Source organism: Janthinobacterium sp. GW822-FHT07A03, from assembly GCF_058798815.1.
Window position 1 is genome coordinate 295,577 of the sequence record NZ_JBXAKW010000004.1, and the last position, 17,954, is coordinate 313,530.

Below are 17,954 nucleotides of genomic sequence, written 5' to 3' on the forward strand. Positions count from 1 at the left end.
CGGCGAGGCCGCGCTTAGATGACTTTGGCTTCGGTACGCAGCTTGGCGACCAGGGTGGCGACGTCCGGTACCTTGATGCCGGCCGAGCGCTTGGCTGGCTCGACGACTTTCAGGGTCTTCAGGCGTGGCGCAACGTCGACGCCCAGATCTTCCGGCTTGACGGTCTCGAGCGGCTTTTTCTTTGCCTTCATGATGTTCGGCAAGGTCACATAGCGTGGCTCGTTCAAACGCAAATCGGTGGTGATGATCGCTGGCAAGGTCAATGCCAGGGTTTCCAGGCCGCCGTCGACTTCGCGCGTGACGGTGACTTTGCCGTCTTCCAGCACGACTTTCGAAGCGAACGTGGCTTGCGGCCAACCCAGCAGGGCAGCGAGCATCTGGCCCGTCTGGTTGCTGTCGTCATCGATCGCCTGCTTGCCCAGGATGATCAGTTGCGGCTGCTCTTTCTCGGCCAGGGACTTGACCAGCTTGGCGACGGCCAGCGGTTCCAGTTCGGTCGTCGTTTCCACCAGGATGCCGCGGTCGGCGCCGATGGCCATGGCCGTGCGCAGGGTTTCCTGGCACTGCGTCACGCCGCAGGAGATGGCGACCACTTCAGTGACCTTGCCAGCTTCTTTCAGGCGCATCGCTTCTTCCAGCGCGATCTCATCGAAAGGGTTCATCGACATTTTGACGTTGGCGGTATCGACGCCAGTGCCGTCACTCTTGACGCGGACTTTGACGTTATAGTCGACCACGCGTTTGACGGGTACCAAGACTTTCATAGCTATGCCTTTGGGAAATTATAAAAATGACGGATCAAGTGCTGATTGTGCGTTCGATTATAAGAGAAATTTGAATCCTGAACCGAATTTAAGCACGATCGTGCGATTTTTTGTTAGAGCAATCCATCTAAACTGTGCAGCTTCGAGGATTTCAGGGGAGTCTGCCGCTACGCTGCAGGGCAGCAAAAGGGCATGAAAATGACGCACACGGCAAGCGGTCAAGCAGGCCGCGCCACGGCGGCCCCGGCTGGCAGAATTATTTGCGTTGCATCAGGAAGACGAATTCGGTGCCCGTCTGCACGTGCGACAGCAGGGCATTGCCCGTTTGCTTGGCGAAAGCCTGGAAGTCGCGCACGGAACCGGGATCGGTTGCCATGATGCGCAGCACTTCCCCGCTCTGCAGCTCTGACAAAGCCTTTTTCGCCTTCAGAATCGGCAACGGGCAATTCAAGCCGCGCGCGTCGAGTTCTTTGTGAAATTCCATAATCTCGGTATCAAGTAGTGTGTCGCTCATCATCAATATCCCACCATTGTTTTGTTGTACTGATTTTCGACATACTACTCTAAATCAGGGGCATTGACGCGCTGCACCAAAATAGTTCATCGGCTGTTGTGGTGTCACAACGAGATTCCACACGGCAAAACGGCCCGCAAACCGTGTCTGCGGGCCGTTTTCAAGGGGCTGTGGGGCGAAAACCCCGCATGCCTTCTAGCTTACGCCTTATTTTGCGCGTTCGCCGACCCAGGCTGGCACGCCGGCCAGGGCGTTCGCCAGGCCGCTCGGATCGGTGCCGCCCGCTTGCGCCATATCGGGGCGTCCGCCGCCTTTTCCGCCCACTTGCTGTGCAACGAAGTTCACCAGCTCGCCCGCCTTGACCTTGCCAGTCGCGTCCGCCGTCACGCCGGCGATCAGGCTGACCTTGCCGTCGGCCACGCTGGCCAGCACGATGGCGGCCGTCTTCAGCTTGTCCTTCAGCTTGTCCATGGTTTCGCGCAGGCGGGCCACGTCGGCGCCGTCCAGCACGGCCGCCAGCACCTTGATGCCATTGACATCGACGGCTTGCGTGACCAGCTCATCGCCCTGGCCCGACGCGAGTTTCGATTTCAGCGCGGCCAGTTCCTTCTCCAGCGCCTTCACGTGGTCCTGCACCTGGCCGATGCGGGCCGTCAATTCTTCCGGCTGCGCCTTCAGGGCGTTGGCCGCTTCGACGAGACGGCGGTTGATGGTCTGCACCAGCGCCAGCGCGCCCTCGCCCGTCACCGCTTCCACGCGGCGGATGCCGGCGGCTACGCCGCTTTCGCCGATGATCTTGAACAGGCCGATATCGCCCGTGCGCTGCACGTGGACGCCGCCGCACAGCTCTTTCGAGCTGCCGATGTCGAGCACGCGCACTTCGTCGCCGTATTTCTCGCCGAACAGGGCCATCGCGCCATGCTTGACGGCATCGTCAAACGACATCAAATGGGCTTGCGTGGCGCGGTTTTCCAGGATTTCCTTGTTGACAATCGTTTCCACGGCGGCGATCTGCTCCGCCGTCATCGGCGCATTGTGGCTGAAGTCGAAACGGGTCTTGTCCGGGTCGACCAGCGAACCCTTTTGCGCCACGTGGCTGCCCAGCACTTCGCGCAAGGCCTTGTGCATCAGGTGCGTGGCCGAGTGGTTGCGGATCGTGCGCGCGCGCTTGGCCGTGTCGACTTGCGCCGAGACGGCGTCGCCCACCTTCAGCACGCCCGATTCCAGCACGCCATGGTGGCCGAATACGTCAGCCTGGATTTTCAAGGTATCGCTGACGGCAAAGCTGCCGGCGCCCGAGGCGATCACGCCCTGGTCGCCCACCTGGCCGCCCGATTCCGCGTAGAACGGCGTGGTGTCGAGCACGACGATACCGTCCTGGCCCGCCTTCAATTCCTGCACCGGCGTGCCGGCCGCGTACAGCGCGACGACCTTGCTGCTGAACGTCAACTGGTCGTAGCCGACGAATTTGTTTTTCTCGCCCGTGTACTCGACCTTGCTGTCCTTGTGCGTCTTGCCGCCCTTGCGCGACAGTTCCTGGCTTTCCTTCAGGGCCGCGTCGTAGCCGGCCTGGTCAAAACTGATGTTGCGTTCGCGGCAGATGTCGGCCGTCAGGTCCGGCGGGAAGCCGTAGGTTTCGTACAAGGTAAAAGCGGTGGCGCCGTCGATGCCCGTGGCATCCTTGGCCAGCTGCGCTTCCAGCACTTTCATGCCCGTTTCCAGCGTTTCGCCGAAACGCTCTTCCTCGGCCTTCAGCATGCTGGCGACGTTGTCCTTGACTTCTTCCAGCTCCGGATAGGCGCCGCCCATCTCGATGGCCAGATCGGCCACCAGCTTGTAGAAGAACGGTTTCGTCTGGCCCAGCTTGTGGCCATGGCGCAGGGCGCGGCGGATGATGCGGCGCAACACATACGCGCGGCCTTCGCTGCCCGGAATGATGCCGTCGACGATCATGAAGGCGGCGGCGCGGATGTGGTCGGCGATCACGCGCAGCGACTTGTTTTCCAGGTCCGTGGCGCCCGTTTCGCGCGCGGCGGCGCGGATCAAATGCTGGAACAGGTCGATTTCATAGTTCGAATGCACGTGCTGCAGCACGGCGGCCAGGCGCTCCATGCCCATGCCCGTGTCCACGCAAGGCTTCGGCAGCTTGTGCATGACGCCCGCTTCGTCGCGGTTGAACTGCATGAACACGAGGTTCCAGATTTCAATGAAGCGGTCGCCGTCTTCGTCAGGCGAGCCCGGCGGGCCGCCAGGAATGTCGGCGCCGTGGTCGTAGAAGATTTCCGTGCACGGACCGCATGGGCCCGTGTCAGCCATCTGCCAGAAATTGTCCGAAGCGTAGCGCGAACCCTTGTTGTCGCCGATGCGGATGATGCGCTCGACAGGCACGCCGATTTCCTTGGCCCAGATGTCGTACGCTTCGTCATCTTCGATGTACACGGTGACGGTCAGCTTGTCAGCAGGCAAGCCGTACACCTTGGTCAGCAGTTCCCACGCGTACTGGATCGCGTCGCGCTTGAAATAGTCGCCGAAGCTGAAGTTGCCCAGCATTTCAAAGAAGGTATGGTGGCGCGCCGTGTAGCCGACGTTTTCCAGGTCGTTGTGCTTGCCGCCGGCGCGCACGCAGCGCTGCACGGAGGTGGCACGCGTGTACGGACGGCTGTCCGTGCCCGTAAACACATCCTTGAACTGCACCATGCCGCTGTTCGTCAACAGCAAGGTCGGATCGTTGCCTGGCACCAGGGAGCTGGAACGGACGATGGAATGGCCCTTGGACTCGAAAAATTTGAGGAACTTGTCGCGGATTTCAGATGATTTCATGTTTTTTTGGCAAAGAGTGGCGGCAGCTTTAAAGGGAAGATTATACGTGATATGGCTACGGGAATTGACGCCGGGCGGGCGGCATTGTTGCAAGCCTGCCCACGGATGCAGCCCAGCCCGTTCAGGCCGGGTCGTGGCCGCTGGCGCAGGCGTGCGGGACAGGTGCGACCTTGGCCGCGGCGCCCGCCGCAACGGCAGGGACGGCGCCGGCGGCGGCATTGCAGTCGGCGCAGCGGCCGTACAGGGTCAGTTCGTGGCGTTCGACAACAAAACCCTGCGGCGCCATGCGCTTCAAGTCGCCCGGGCAATCATGCACGTCGAATACGCGCTGGCACGTGGTGCACTGGAAATGGTGGTGGTGGTGATTGGCGGCCGTGTTCGACTCATAGCGCGGGTTTTCGCCCGGCAAGGTCACCACGTGTACCTTTTCTTCCAGCACCAGGGATTTCAAGTTGCGGTAAACGGTGGCGATGCCCAGCTGCGTCACCTGCAAGCTGGCCTGTTCGAGGATTTCCTGCGCCGACAGGGGGCGCTGGGCCGACTCGATGGCGGCTTGAATAGCGGTTTTTTGACGTGTTGTGCGTTCCATAGCCGACAGAATACACCATCCGCCTGCATCTACCGCCCGGAAAAACTGTCACACAGTAATGATAATGGGTTATCATTATCATCTTAGGGCAGGCTATTTCCTGTTCATGCACTGCCCCAACCCTGCCAACACCGATAGCTCATAAGGAATTCTTGCCCATGTCCGTCCGTCCTCACCAACCCACTCCCCTCGCCCTGGCCATCATGCTGGCCTTTGCCGCCCCTGCCGGCGCCCTGGCGCAACAGGCAGCCACCATGCCTGCCGTCACCGTCTCGGCCAGCGCACTGGCCCTGGGCAGCGACGACATGAGCACCCCCGTGACCGTGCTGGAAGGCGAGGAACTGGTGCGCGCCCGCGAAGCGACCCTGGGCGAAACCCTGGCGGGCCAGCCCGGCATCACCTCCAGCCATTTCGGCGCCGGCGCCAGCCGCCCCATCATCCGCGGCATGGATGGCCCCCGTGTAAAGATCCTGTCCGACGGCGCCGAAGTGCAGGACGCCTCGACCATCAGCCCCGACCATGCCGTCGCGGCTGAACCGATGCTGTCGGAACAGATTGAAGTGCTGCGCGGCCCGTCCGCGCTGGCCTACGGCGGCGGCGCCGTCGGCGGTGTCGTCAATGTGATCGACAAGAAAATCCCCACGCGCGTACCGGCCAAAGGCTTCGAAGGCAGCGCGGAAGTGCGCGCCAACTCGGCCGCGCGCGACAAGGCGGGCGCCTTTGAAGTGACTGGCGGCTCCGGCAACATCGCCTTCCACGCGGAAGGCGTGAAGCGCGATGCGAAGGAATACAAGGTCGGCAGCGGCTGGGAAGGCGGTTCCAAAGTGGCCGGCAGCTACAACAAGACGGACACGGGCAGCGTGGGCGTGTCGTGGGTGGGTCAACGGGGCTTCCTGGGGCTGGCCTTCACCAGCCAGCATGCGGAATACGGCTTGCCTGGCCACAACCACGAATTCGAAAGCTGCCACCCGCACGGTACCCACCTGCATTGCGGCGGCCACGACGGTCACGACCATGGCGGTGAAGACGAGCATGACCACGAGCACGGCAGCGTGCCGTACGTGAAGCTGAAGAGCGAGCGCTGGGATGTGCGCGGCGAATTGCGCGACCCCGTGCCCGGCTTCGCCAAGCTGCGCCTGCGCGCGTCGTTCACCGATTACAAGCACGATGAAATCGAAGGCACGGAAATCGCCACCACATTTAAAAACAAGGGCCACGACGCGCGCCTGGAAATGGAACACCATCCCGTCTTCGGCTGGCGCGGCGTTGTCGGCCTGCAAACGTCGAAGCGCGACTTCTCCGCCCTGGGCGAGGAAGCGTACGTGGCGCCGACGGTAACGAAGAAACACGCGGCCTTCCTGGTGGAAGAATACAAGCTGGACCAATGGCGCTTCGAAGCGGGCTTGCGCCACGAGTGGCAAGACATCACGGTGGACAGCGCCACCCTGCAAGACCGCAGCGCCAAGGGCACGTCGGTCTCGCTGGGCGCCGTGTGGAAATTCGCGCCCCAGTACTCGCTCGGTTCGACCATTTCCCGCACGCACCGCCTGCCCAGCGCCGAGGAACTGTATGCGCACGGCGTGCACATGGCCACGGCCACGTATGAGCTGGGCAATCAAAACCTGGGCAAGGAAACGTCGAACAATATCGACTTGACCTTGCGCAAATATGCGGGCGCCACGACCTTCTCGGCCAGTGCCTACCGCAACAAGGTCGATAACTACATCTTCGGCAGCACGCTGGACAGCCATGAAGGCTTCCAGCTGATCCAGTACGCCCAGCGCGACGCCACGTTCACGGGCGTGGAAGGGCAAGTGCGCCAGCAATTGAACCCCATGTTCGGCGCCAGCGTGTTCGGCGACTACGTGCGGGCCAAGCTGGCCGACGGCGGCGCGGATGGCAACAATAACCTGCCGCGCATCCCCGCCCAGCGTTTTGGCGTGAAATTCGATGCCAACTGGCAGGCGTGGAGCGGCGTGGCCGAGTTCTACCGCGTGGGTAAGCAGGACAAGGTGGCCGCGTTCGAAACGGCAACCCCGGGCTACAACATGCTGAACCTGTCCGCCAACTACGACACGCGCATCGGCACGACACCGGCCCAGTTCTACATCAAGGCAAACAACCTGACGAATGAACTGGCGTACAGCCATACTTCCTTCATCAAGAATGCGGCACCTTTGACGGGGCGCAACTTGACTGTGGGAATGCGCGTCACGTTTTAATCCTCAGGACGGCTTGATCAGGTCGATCCGATCCGTGCAAAAGCCGTCCACGCCCCAGGCCAGCAGCTCGCTGGCCCGTTCGGGCGTGTTGACGGTATAGCAGAACAGCCCGTATCCCGCCTCCTTTACCTCTCGCGCCAGTTCCCGCGTCAGTTGCTGGTGGTCGCAATGGAGCGCCACCACATCCAGTTCCTTCGCCGTGCGCGCCCAGTCGTCCGGTATCTGTTCGACCAGCCAGCCGCGCGCCAGTTCCGGCGCCGCCTGGCGCGCCGCTTCCAGGGCGGCGATGCTGAACGACGAGAGCAGCGGCAATAATTCTCCTGCAGCAATTTCCTTCGCGAAATAATCGCGCGTGGCCCGCGCCACGATCTTGCCCGTAGGCACGTCGAAGCCGGGCGCCGGCTTGATCTCGATATTCATCCAGATGCGCTGCGCCTTGCAATAGTCCACCACGGCCTCGAACGTGGGCACGCCCTCGCCCGCAAACTGCGGACCGAACCAGGCGCCCGCCTCCATGGCCCCCAGCTGCGCGGCCGTGTAATCGTTGATGGGGCCGCTGCCGGCCACCGTGCGCCCCAGTTCCGGGTCATGCACGACGACGGGCACGCCGTCGGATGCCAGCATGACGTCGAATTCCACGGCGCGGTAGCCGTAGGCCAGGCCGCAGCGCAGGGCGGCCAGGGTGTTTTCAGGCGCCAGGGTACCGCCGCCGCGGTGCGCCAGGGTGCGTGGATAGGGCCACATGAGGTTTCCTTTATAGCAAAGACTGTCTTGCCATACTATCCCGCGCCCATCGTGAAAAGTAAAGCGGCCCCGTTTGGCGACGCGCCGCTGCGAATGGCGGCGCGCCCGGACCGTTTCGTCGCAGTCCTGTTGCGCCCGTGCCTGCGCTGGCACACAATGCCTCATCGTTACCAGCAGACAACTATATGAAACCCCACGTCCCCTCCGCCGGCGCGCCAGCTGCCAAGCGCCGTTCGCCCTACTACCGCATGCTGCACGATGCGCGCTATGCGCTGGCGCTGAACGTGATCTGCGCGCTGGCCATTACCTTCATCCTCAATCCGGGCAGCCATTTCGGACAAAACCTGGTCGCCTCGATGTGCATCGGCACCATCGCCTTCCTGCTGATCGACGGCATGCGCCTGACGCTGTGGGGCGCAGACCAGCGGCCCAGATTCCTGCCCTTCATGCTCATCATCCTGATTTCCGTGCCGGTGGCGCAAATGCTGGGCCTGGTCCTGTTCGGCTGGCTGACGGGCGTGGACGTGGGCGGCTTCGACAAGCTGTTGCCCACGCAGATGATGGGCACGCTGGTGTTTACCCTGCTGGCCACGGGCGGCGCCGTGCTGTTCTTCTCCAGCCGCGAAAAGATTGCCCGCCTGCAAATGGTGGCCGCCGAGGAAAAGGCCCGCGCCGAATCCGTGGCGCGCCAGGCCATGCAGGCGCAGCTGCAATTGCTGCAGGCGCAGATCGAACCGCACATGCTGTTCAACACCCTGGCCAACCTGCAGGGCCTGATCAGCTTTGATCCGGACCGCGCCCAGCTGCTGCTCGATCAGCTGATCCAGTACCTGCGCGCCACTTTGAGCTCCTCCCGTGCCGGGTCCACCACCCTCGCGCAGGAGTTTTCCCTGATGCAAGCCTACCTGGGCCTGATGTCGATACGCATGGGTGCGCGCCTGACCTTTGCGCTGGACTTGCCCGAGGCCTTGCGCGATATCAAGGTGCCGCCCATGCTGCTGCAGCCGCTGGTGGAAAACGCCATCCAGCACGGTCTGGAGCCGAAGATCGAAGGCGGCCATATCCACGTGCAGGCGTCCACCGACGGCGGCATGCTGATCCTGACGGTTGCCGACGATGGCCTGGGCCTCGACCATCCGGGCCAGACCAAGGGCACGCAGCTGGGCGTGGCGAATATCCGCGAACGCCTGCACGGCATGCATGGCGAAGCCGCCAGCCTGGTGCTGGCCGCCAACACACCGGCAGGCGTCGTCGCCCGCCTTCAATTACCGATTCACTCCACCACCGCGAGCCCCACGCCATGACCAGCCCCCTCCCGCGCGCCCTGATCGCCGAAGACGAACCCATACTCGCCGCCGCCCTCGCGCATGCCCTGCGCCGGCTCTGGCCGGAACTCGACATCGTTGCCACCTGCGCCAATGGCGTGGAAGCCTTGCAGCAAGGCCTGGCGCTGCAGCCCGACATACTATTTCTCGACATCAAGATGCCGGGCAAGACGGGCCTGGAAGCGGCCGAGGAACTGGCGGAACAGTGGCCGGACGGCGTCGCCTTCCCCCATATCGTGTTCGTCACGGCCTACGACGAATACGCGCTGGCCGCCTTCGAGCACGCGGCCGCCGACTACGTCTTAAAACCCGTCAACGATGCGCGCCTGGGCAAGACGGTGGAACGCTTGCAGCAGCGCCTGCGCGACAGCGCCGGCGCCAGCGGGACAGCAACGCCAACGGCGGCCACGGCGGTGCCCGTGACGGCGGCCGTCACCGCGTCCGCCGGCGACGACAACATGGCCCGTCTGCTGAGCCAGCTGCAAGCCATGCTGCCGCCCGCCCCGCGCCTGCAGATGATACGGGCGGCCGTCGGCAACAGCGTGCGCATGATCGCGCTGGCCGACGTCGTGTATTTCGAGGCGCTGGACAAATACATCAACGTCGTGTGCCAAGACAGCGAAGCGCTGATACGCACGAGCCTGAAGGAACTCCTGCCCCAGCTGGACCCGCAACAGTTCTGGCAAATCCACCGGGGCACCATCGTCAATGCCAGCGCCATCGCCACGGCCGTGCGCGACGAGGCGGGCAAGCTGTCACTGACCCTGCGCCAGCATCCGGCGCAGCTGCGCGTCAGCCCCTTGTATGCCCATCTGTTCCGGCAGATGTAGCTAGTGCAGCTGGTGCTTCAAGTCCGATAATTCATCGTGGACCTTGAGCACGGCGCTCTTCATTTCCGGCGTCACGCTGGTCGCCGTGCCGCACGCCCGCTTGGCGCGGTCGCCCAGCGATTCCATCTGGTCGACGGCCTGGCGGATGCGCGCATCGTCGTGCGTGTCGATGGCTTGCCGCACGGCGCTCTTTTGCTGGTCCAGCTGGTTGATGCAATCCTTCAAGTCCATCGGCATGCCCTGCTGCTTGCCGCACAGCTGGGCCGCCTGGCCGATCGCGTGTTCGATGGCGCCAAAGCGCCGTGCCACTTCCTTTACCTGCATCATGATCTGTCCTCCCATGGTATCTGGAGTTGGATCGCCAGGCCGGCCCAGGGTTCCCGGCCAGCGGCCAGGGCATTGAAATTTCCATGAGGCACTTTTTTGTAAGCGCTTGTGACATTCTAGATAATTATCAAATCCTTCAGATACATTGGCGTACCTGAACCACCACGCCCTCCATGAACTCGCTGCCACCCCTGCCCCGCCGCGCTCCCGGTCTGCTGCTGATCGTCCTGCTGCACGCGGGGCTGGCCTATGTCGTGCTGCAGTCGCGCCCCCGCCTTGCCGCTGACGAGCACTTGCCGCAGGGCCCGGCCATCGCCTGGCTGCGCTACACGGCCCCTGCGCCACCCAAGCCCGTAGCGTTGCCCAGCGCAAAACCGGCCGCTGAACGTGTGCCGCGCCGAACCATACCGGCGCCAGTCAGCCGCCCCCTGCCCCCGCCCGCTACCGAGCCGGCGCCAGCACCGGCAACGCCGGAAGCGATCACGGCGCCGCCAGCGCCCAGCGCCGCCGACATCCTGGCGCAAGCCAAACGCGACGTGGGCAAGATCGACAAGGATTTGCGCAAGGAATTCCCGCAGCGGGGAGAACAAAAACTCGACGACACGGGCTTCAAGCGCATGCAGCAAGGCTTTGCCGAAGCCTACGCGGCCGTGCCGCCGAAATGGTACGAGGCGTCAAAGATCGAGGAAGTGGGCGCGAATGAAGCCAGGGGCAGCCGCACGTATAAAATCACCAGCGCGCTGGGCACCTTGTGCGTGACCACGCGCGCGGGCAAGCAGGGGGAAACGATGATCGGCAACTGCCCCAAATAACCGGGCTCAGCCCACCGCTTCGCGCGCCCCCAGCGGCTGCAGATGGCGCAGGCGCAAGGCGATCAGCACGCCGCCGCCCAGGCACAGGCCCAGCATGATGATGACGCCCGTCCAGCCGTCGAAGCCCCACATCATGCCCGAGGCGGAACCGATCAGGCTTGATCCCAAATAATAGAACAGCAGATAGAAGGCCGAGGCCAGCGCCTGCGGCGCGCGGGCGCGGCGGCTGACCCAGCTGCTGGCGATCGAATGCGAGGCAAAGAAGCCGAACGTGGCCAGCGCCATGCCGATGACGATCAGCGGCAGCGAATCGAACAGGGTCAATACAATGCCACTGAGCATCACCGACAGCATGATCCACAGCACGCCCCGCCGTCCCAACCGGTCCACCAGGCGGCCCGCCCAGACGGAGCTGAAGATGCCGATCAGGTACAGGAACGCCAGCAAGCCGACCGTACTCTGGCGCAAGCTGAACGGCGCGGCCAGCAGGCGGTAGCCGATGTAGTTATACAGGCTGACGAAACAGCCCATCAGCACGAACGCCAGACAGAACAGCCACGGCAAGCCCCGGTCGGAAAAATGCTGCTTGACGGCATGCGGCAAGGCATTCCAGCCTTTGGTGCTGGGCACGAAATTCTTCGACGCGGGCAGGCTGCGCCAGAATTCCGCCGCCGCCAGCACGCCGGCCACGCCCAGCACGCCCAGGGCCCAGCGCCATGAGAGGAAATCGCTGAGCATGGACGCCACCAGCCGTCCCGACATGCCGCCAAACGCGCTGCCTGCAATATATAAGCCCATCGACAGTCCCAGCGACGGCCCCTCGATTTCCTCGCCCAGGTAAGCCATGGCCACGGCCGGCATGCCGCCCAAGGCAATGCCCAGCGCGGCGCGGATGGCCAGCAGTTGCGCGTAATCCTGCGCGAAGGCGGACAAGATCGTCAATATTGCGGCGGAAAACATCGACGCCACCATCAGCGGCTTGCGCCCCACCCGGTCCGAGACGGCGCTCAGCAGCACCAGGGAGATGGCCAGCAAGCCGCTCGACACGGACAGCGACCAGCTGCTTTGCGCGGGCGTCAGATGAAACTGCTGCGACAGCAGCGGGAACAGGGGCTGGATGCAATACAGCAAGCTGAAGGTGGAAAAGCCGCCGAAGAACAGGGCGCGGTTGCTGCGCTTGAATTCGGCCGTGCCCTTGGCGATGGCCGTGCGGGGCGCGGGTGCGGCGGGAGAAACCGGGATGGCAGACGAGGTGGCGGGGGCAAAGGCAAGCGATGAATCAGACATGGCCGTGTTTCGGAAAGGAAGCGAGTCTTCATCTTAGGATTGCCAACTCATATCGTCCAATATATATTCAAGGCCCAACTCATACTTTTAAAATATTACTTATATGGAACTGCGCCACCTGCGTTACTTTGTCGCCGTTGCCGAAGAGCTGCACTTCACGCGCGCGGCCGAACGCCTGCACATCGGCCAGCCGCCGCTGAGCCAGCAAATCCAGGCGCTGGAGGGGGAACTGGGTGCGCAGTTGTTCGAACGCAACAAGCGCTCCGTGCGGCTGACGCAGGCAGGCGCACTCTTCCTCGACGATGCGCGGCGCATCCTGGCCCTGTCGGAACAGGCGGCCATCACGGCACGCCGGGCACAGCGGGGCGAGGCGGGCGAATTGCGCATCGGTTTTACCTTTTCCACGCCGTTCACACCCTACTTCGCCACCGTCATCAACCGCTACCGCCAGCAATTTCCGCACGTCACCTTGACCCTGCATGAAATGGCGACATTGCACCAGCTGGTAGCGATCTCGGGCAGGACGATGGACCTGGGTTTCGTGCGCCCGCCGGAAACGACGTACCCGGACGACATCCGCCTCACCGAATTGCGCCAGGACCCGCTGTTCCTCGTGCTGCCCGTCGCCCACGCGCTGGCGGCCAAGGACAGCATCGCCATTGCCGACATGGCGGGCGAAGGCTTTGTCATGTATCCCAAGGATGCGGGCACGGGGATTTATCCGCAGATCTTCCGCCTGTGCAAGGCGGCCGGCTTCGTGCCCCAGGTCACGCAGGAAGCGGGCGAGGCGTCGACCATCATCGGCCTGGTGGCGGCCGGCTGCGGCATTTCGGTGCTGCCCGCCTCGTTCGACCGCATCCGCATGGATGGCGTGTGCTACCGCCCCATCGCCGACCCGCAGGCGACGACCAGTTTATTACTTGCACAACGGGAAGAAGAGACGTCGCCGCTGGTGGCGGCATTCGTCAAGCTGGCCGAGGAAGCGGCCATGGAAGGGGGAGCGTAGGCCGGCAGGCGCCGGCCTACGTGCACTGCTTTACGAGTAGTCGGCGTCCAGCTCGGAACCGGCGTAATTCTCCAGGTCCTCAAACAGGCTCTTCATGCTGGCCCGCGTGAGGATTTTCTGCACCACGGTGCAGCTGCGGCGGTAGGACGCGATGCGGTCGAGCAACACCGGGTGGTGCTGCACGGGCACCTTGGCCGCCAGGGCGGCCCAGCCTTCCTCGAAGTCGGGCTTGTTCTTGCGCACGGAACGCACGAAGCGTTCAAACTCCTTTTGCCCCGTGCGCGCAACGATGCGCCCGCCGCCTTCGATGGCGAAGATGATGGCCAGGGCGATGACGCCCTCGGCATTCAAGTCGCTGTCGCTGACGGGGCCGTTGTCGTGGTGGCGGCGCAGCCAGCTGGCCAGGCGCACGACGGCTTGCACTTCCTTGCGCTGTTGCAACTGCAACGCATACTTTTCATAGCCGGCCCAGTTCTGGTTCGGGTCGGCCTGGCAAATGTCGATGAACAGTTCGCGCAAACGGCGCGCAAGGTAGACGGGGTCCTGGTCGTATTCGCCCACGAGGGCGTCTTCCGGCAGCTGCGACAGGTCCTTGATCAGGCGAAAGCCCACCTGGAACGCGTGCTCGGCGCCGTGCTCGACGAGGAAATCGAGGGCGGCCTGGTCGCCCTCATGCGTGACGGCCTGCTCCAGGCCCAGCGAGACGCCGCCCACCGTCAGGAACAGCGCTTTCTGGATGCCGTCGGCCGTGCGTTCATTCGTGAACTTCTCGGCCACCATGGCCGTGATGCCCGTCAATTCATCGGCCAGGTTCAGCGCCGCGTCTTCGCGCGGGTCGCCCGGCAGCAGCTTGATGGCGCGCACGAGGCGCGGAAGATTCTCTACAACAATTGCTGGCAGCATTAGTCGATCCCTGCTTTCATTACGAGAAGATGCCCGTGCCCAGGCTGCGGCGCGTGCTGGAACGCGGCGCGCTGCGCGTGCTCGGCACTTGCTTGCGCAGGCGGTACAGCAATTCCTTGGTACTGCGCTGCAACATGGTCGGTTCTTCGTCCGGGTCGTCCGAGTATTCCGCGTCGGCCAGGTCGGCGCTGTGGCGGAAGTCGGGGAACAGTTCGAACAGCGAACGGTCCCAGCCGTCTTCATTCGCTTGCGCCAGCTCAATGGCCAGCGGCACGACGTCGTTGTCGGACGACGTCACGCCCGTCACGTACGGTCCCTTGATGACGATTTCGCCCGCCACTTCGAGGATTTCCTTCGGCGCCATCGAGAACAAAATGGCGAACGCCGTGGCGCCCCAGTCGGTGGCGGATGCTTCCAGCAGCAGCTCGCGGCGGCGCTCGGCGTCGTCGGTGGAAAACACCACGCCGTGGATGTGTGCGAACAGCGATTCGGCGATGCGCTCCGGATCGTCCTCGATCTGGTCGTCGCTCCAGGTGGCGGCGATGAAGGCCAGGCTGTCGGCCCAGGCTTTCGGCGGCACCAGCAGGGTCGCCAGCGACATCTTGCCGCCGTCGAAACCGGCCAGGTGCAGGGCCGTCACTTGCGGCGGGATGGCGCTCAGCACTTCCACCACGGCAAGATCACCGTACTGGTCGGCCGCGTCCGCAAACGCCTGCTCGGCGTGGCCCAGCGAACCGGACAGCACCAATTCCGTGACCTGCTTCGTCAGCGCAGGCAGGTTGCTTTTTTGTTCATCCTTGTTATCGGCCATGGTCATCTCCATCCTGGTCAAACATCTGGGCGAAATCGTCGGTGGCTTCGTCTTCATCGTGCTCGTCGTCGCCGTCGTCATTGGCGGCCAGCTGGTCGAGCGACTGGTCGTCGTCGTCCCACAGGCGCGGATTCTTGTGCAGGAAGGCCGTGATGATGGCCTGGCGCGCCAGGTCGGGGAAGCTCTCTTCGATGGCGGCGTACATCTTCGCCGCTTCCGGCGCGGCGCAGGCGGCCATGGAAAACACGCGGGCCGGGTCGCCGAACTCGTAGTCTTCGCTTTCCGCCAGCAAGCCTTTCGGGTCGCTGAAGGTGATGTGATCGACCAGCGCGAAGGCCAGCATGTTCACGTCCTCGATGCCGCCGCCGCTGGCGTACTCGCCGACCAGCGCGTCGACCATGCTCTTGTAGTTCTTGCGGTTCGGCGGGTCGCCGAGGATGCCTTCGATCTGGCCTTCCAGCTCGCGCGACTGGTACGCGAATTCAGGGTGTACTCTTCTCATGCTGTGCTTTCCAATGTGATGCGCGGCGCTGTTACATTAAAAGCGCCGTTGTTGTTGTTTTTCAAATCATCCGGACTGTACCGAACAGCCGCCAGCGTGCTTAGTCGGCCGGCAGTACCGTGCCGTGGAGGCGGAACACGCCGCACCACAGGGCATAGGCTTCCGCTTCCGGATCGATGATGATGCGGTGGTTCACGCTCTGGTCGTATTCGGCGCGCTTGGCCGGGTCGGCCAGGATTTCATACGCCTTGGTGACGCTCTTGAAGCGCGCCTCGGCGCCGGGGGCCTGGTTGCGGTCGGGGTGGAAGCGCATGGCCAGCGAACGGTAAACCTTCTTGATTTCATCGTCGCTGGCATTGGGCGCGACACCGAGGACGTTATACAAATTTTCCATAAATGGCTCCGGGGTCACGTTTTGTTTGCTAATTAAAGGCGAATTATCCTATAGAACGGCGCCGGCGTCGCTTGCATGCTGGGAAATGGGGCCAAATACGTGCTTATAAAGCGCTTGCGGTACGGTAAAATGCTTTTTACTGTCACTCTTCCGCATTGATCAATGAGCAACGATAAACCGAATACCGCCGCGCCAGCGCTGGCGCCCAATTTCTTGCGTAACATCATCGAAGCCGACCTGGCTGCCGGCGCCCACGTGCGTCCCGGCCTGCCCCAGGTGATCACGCGTTTCCCGCCGGAACCGAACGGCTACCTGCACGTGGGCCATGCCAAGTCGATCTGCGTCAACTTCGGCCTGGCGCGCGATTACGCCGGCCAGTGCAACCTGCGCTTCGACGACACCAATCCGGCCAAGGAAGAGCAGGAATACGTCGACACCATCATGGACAGCGTGAAATGGCTGGGCTTTGACTGGGAGCCGAAGACTGCCGATGGCCAGAGCCACCTGCACTACGCGAGCGATTATTTTGACCAGCTGTACGCGATGGCCGAGTACCTGATCACGGCCGGCTTTGCCTACGTAGACAGCCAGAGCGCCGAAGACATGGCCGCCAACCGGGGCAATTTCGGCCAGGCCGGCAAGAATTCGCCTTTCCGCGACCGTCCGCGCGACGAATCGCTGGCCCTGTTCCGCGCCATGAAAGCGGGCCAGTTCAAGGATGGCGAGCACATCTTGCGCGCGAAGATGAGCGAAGATGCGATGAGTTCGCCGAACATGAACTTGCGCGACCCGGCCATCTACCGCATTCGCCACGCGCACCACCACCGCACGGGCGACGCCTGGTGCATCTATCCGATGTACGACTACACGCACCCGATCTCGGACGCGCTGGAAAACATCACGCATTCGATCTGCACCCTGGAATTCCAGGACCACCGCCCGTTCTACGACTGGCTGCTGAAAACCCTGGCCGCCGGCGGCTTCTTCCAGCAACCGGTGCCGCACCAGTTCGAGTTCTCGCGCCTGAACCTGACCTACATCGTCACCAGCAAGCGCAAGCTGCGCCAGCTGGTGGAAGAACAGATCGTCGACGGCTGGGACGACCCCCGCATGCCGACCCTGGTGGGCATGCGCCGCCGCGGCTACACGCCGGAAGCGATTCAATTGATGTGCGAACGCACGGGCGTGACGAAATCGGACGGCTGGATCGACTACAGCGTGCTCGAAGGTTGCCTGCGCGAAGACCTGGACCCGAAGGCGCCGCGCACGGTGGCCGTGCTGCGCCCCTTGAAATTGATTATCGACAACTTCCCCGAAGGCGAAAGCGTCGAGTGCACGGCGCCCGTGCATCCGCACTTCCCGGAACGGGGCTTGCGCACCTTCCCCATCTCGCGCGAGCTGTGGATCGAGGAAGATGATTTCATGGAAGTGCCGAACAAGGGCTATTTCCGTTTGTATCCGCCGATCGACGACAAGCCGGGCAGCCGTGTGCGCCTGCGCTACGGCTACGTGATCGAGTGCACGGGCTTTGACAAGGATGCGGACGGCAAAGTGAGCGCCGTGCATTGCAACTATTTCCCGGACAGCAAGTCGGGCACGGAAGGCAGCGCCAACTACAAGGTCAAGGGCAATATGCACTGGGTCAGCGCACCGACGGCGATTCCCGCCGAAGTACGCCTGTACGACCGCCTGTTTACGGACCCGCAGCCGGACGCGGGCGGCAAGGACTTCAAGCTGGCCTTGAACCCGCTGGCCAAGGAAGTGGTGCAGGCGTGGCTGGAACCGGGCGCGGAACTGGCCCAGCCGGAACAGCGCTTCCAGTTCGAGCGCCACGGCTACTTCGCGGCCGACCGGGTCGACAGCCAGCCTGGCAAGCCCGCCTTCAACCGCATCGTCACCCTGAAAGACAGCTGGCAGCCTGCCAAGTAAGGCGCCGGATCACCCACGAAAAAACCGCTGCGGCGGTTTTTTTTCGTTTCAGAGAGAAATATTGCCTGTTGACTATATTCACGATAATTTTGTATATTAGGCAGCTATTGAGCAATTTGCAATATCGATAGTGCTTGTACAACTCAGTCTAGCCACCGCCACCGAGGCGGCACCC

17 protein-coding genes are annotated in these 17,954 nt (G+C 63.1%); 6 read left to right on the top strand and 11 right to left on the bottom strand.

The genetic code is table 11. The features are described from left to right. Nucleotides 1-14: 14 nt before the first annotated feature. From AC1RJW_RS13670 to AC1RJW_RS13685, 4 genes are all read right to left on the bottom strand, one after another. Nucleotides 15-764, bottom strand: a complete 750-nt coding sequence (locus AC1RJW_RS13670) for an electron transfer flavoprotein subunit beta/FixA family protein (RefSeq protein WP_034759884.1) — start codon at nucleotides 762-764, stop codon at nucleotides 15-17. Between the two features lie 256 nt (nucleotides 765-1,020). Then, nucleotides 1,021-1,248, bottom strand: coding sequence for a sulfurtransferase TusA family protein (locus AC1RJW_RS13675; protein WP_010395510.1), 228 nt, complete (start codon nucleotides 1,246-1,248; stop codon nucleotides 1,021-1,023). Nucleotides 1,249-1,485: 237 nt separating this feature from the next. Next, nucleotides 1,486-4,098: an alanine--tRNA ligase gene (alaS, locus tag AC1RJW_RS13680; RefSeq protein WP_493045392.1), complete on the bottom strand. Its 2,613-nt coding sequence runs from the start codon at nucleotides 4,096-4,098 to the stop codon at nucleotides 1,486-1,488. A 121-nt stretch (nucleotides 4,099-4,219) separates the two neighbouring features. After that, a complete protein-coding gene (locus AC1RJW_RS13685; RefSeq protein ID WP_493045393.1) occupies nucleotides 4,220-4,687 on the bottom strand; it encodes a Fur family transcriptional regulator in 468 nt (155 codons plus the stop codon). Between the two features lie 158 nt (nucleotides 4,688-4,845). Between AC1RJW_RS13685 and AC1RJW_RS13690 the strand changes: the two genes are divergently transcribed. Beyond that, nucleotides 4,846-6,909: a TonB-dependent receptor domain-containing protein gene (locus AC1RJW_RS13690; RefSeq protein ID WP_493045394.1), complete on the top strand. Its 2,064-nt coding sequence runs from the start codon at nucleotides 4,846-4,848 to the stop codon at nucleotides 6,907-6,909. Between the two features lie 3 nt (nucleotides 6,910-6,912). On the opposite strand, the gene ugpQ is transcribed toward AC1RJW_RS13690, so the two are convergent. Further along, complete coding sequence (gene ugpQ / locus AC1RJW_RS13695; RefSeq protein WP_493045395.1) at nucleotides 6,913-7,653, bottom strand: glycerophosphodiester phosphodiesterase; 741 nt, start codon at nucleotides 7,651-7,653, stop codon at nucleotides 6,913-6,915. A 185-nt stretch (nucleotides 7,654-7,838) separates the two neighbouring features. On the opposite strand from ugpQ, the gene AC1RJW_RS13700 reads away from it, so the two are divergent. Together AC1RJW_RS13700 and AC1RJW_RS13705 are read left to right on the top strand one after the other, a co-directional pair. Next, entirely contained in the window at nucleotides 7,839-8,957 is a 1,119-nt protein-coding gene (locus tag AC1RJW_RS13700) for a sensor histidine kinase (protein ID WP_493045396.1), read from the top strand. Beyond that, the gene (locus AC1RJW_RS13705) at nucleotides 8,954-9,808 is read left to right on the top strand and encodes a LytR/AlgR family response regulator transcription factor (protein WP_493045397.1); all 855 of its coding nucleotides are present in this window, start codon (nucleotides 8,954-8,956) and stop codon (nucleotides 9,806-9,808) included. The genes AC1RJW_RS13700 and AC1RJW_RS13705 overlap by 4 nt, the downstream gene beginning before the upstream one ends. Here AC1RJW_RS13705 and AC1RJW_RS13710 read toward each other — a convergent pair whose 3' ends face one another. Next, on the bottom strand, nucleotides 9,809-10,135 hold the full coding sequence (locus AC1RJW_RS13710; RefSeq protein WP_493045398.1) for a hypothetical protein: 327 nt from the start codon (nucleotides 10,133-10,135) through the stop codon (nucleotides 9,809-9,811). Nucleotides 10,136-10,308: 173 nt separating this feature from the next. Here AC1RJW_RS13710 and AC1RJW_RS13715 point away from each other — a divergent pair, with 173 nt between their 5' ends. Then, nucleotides 10,309-10,947: a hypothetical protein gene (locus AC1RJW_RS13715; protein ID WP_493045400.1), complete on the top strand. Its 639-nt coding sequence runs from the start codon at nucleotides 10,309-10,311 to the stop codon at nucleotides 10,945-10,947. A 6-nt stretch (nucleotides 10,948-10,953) separates the two neighbouring features. Here the strand turns inward: AC1RJW_RS13715 and AC1RJW_RS13720 are convergent, their stop codons facing one another. Next, complete coding sequence (locus tag AC1RJW_RS13720; protein ID WP_493045401.1) at nucleotides 10,954-12,234, bottom strand: MFS transporter; 1,281 nt, start codon at nucleotides 12,232-12,234, stop codon at nucleotides 10,954-10,956. A gap of 103 nt (nucleotides 12,235-12,337) precedes the next feature. Between AC1RJW_RS13720 and AC1RJW_RS13725 the strand changes: the two genes are divergently transcribed. Continuing rightward, a complete protein-coding gene (locus AC1RJW_RS13725) occupies nucleotides 12,338-13,240 on the top strand; it encodes a LysR family transcriptional regulator (RefSeq protein ID WP_493045402.1) in 903 nt (300 codons plus the stop codon). Between the two features lie 30 nt (nucleotides 13,241-13,270). Here the strand turns inward: AC1RJW_RS13725 and AC1RJW_RS13730 are convergent, their stop codons facing one another. From AC1RJW_RS13730 to AC1RJW_RS13745, 4 genes are all read right to left on the bottom strand, one after another. After that, a complete protein-coding gene (locus AC1RJW_RS13730; protein ID WP_493045403.1) occupies nucleotides 13,271-14,143 on the bottom strand; it encodes a hypothetical protein in 873 nt (290 codons plus the stop codon). 19 nt (nucleotides 14,144-14,162) lie between these two features. Beyond that, nucleotides 14,163-14,954 carry a hypothetical protein gene (locus AC1RJW_RS13735; RefSeq protein ID WP_101484148.1) on the bottom strand — a complete coding sequence of 264 codons (792 nt, stop codon included), beginning with the start codon at nucleotides 14,952-14,954 and terminating at the stop codon, nucleotides 14,163-14,165. Further along, complete coding sequence (locus AC1RJW_RS13740; RefSeq protein WP_152257247.1) at nucleotides 14,944-15,456, bottom strand: hypothetical protein; 513 nt, start codon at nucleotides 15,454-15,456, stop codon at nucleotides 14,944-14,946. Before AC1RJW_RS13740 ends, AC1RJW_RS13735 begins: the two co-directional genes overlap by 11 nt. A 100-nt stretch (nucleotides 15,457-15,556) precedes the next feature. Beyond that, nucleotides 15,557-15,850, bottom strand: coding sequence for a DnaJ domain-containing protein (locus AC1RJW_RS13745; protein ID WP_010395442.1), 294 nt, complete (start codon nucleotides 15,848-15,850; stop codon nucleotides 15,557-15,559). Between the two features lie 162 nt (nucleotides 15,851-16,012). On the opposite strand from AC1RJW_RS13745, the gene AC1RJW_RS13750 reads away from it, so the two are divergent. After that, a complete protein-coding gene (locus AC1RJW_RS13750; protein ID WP_493045404.1) occupies nucleotides 16,013-17,779 on the top strand; it encodes a glutamine--tRNA ligase/YqeY domain fusion protein in 1,767 nt (588 codons plus the stop codon). The last annotated feature ends 175 nt before the right edge of the window (nucleotides 17,780-17,954 follow it).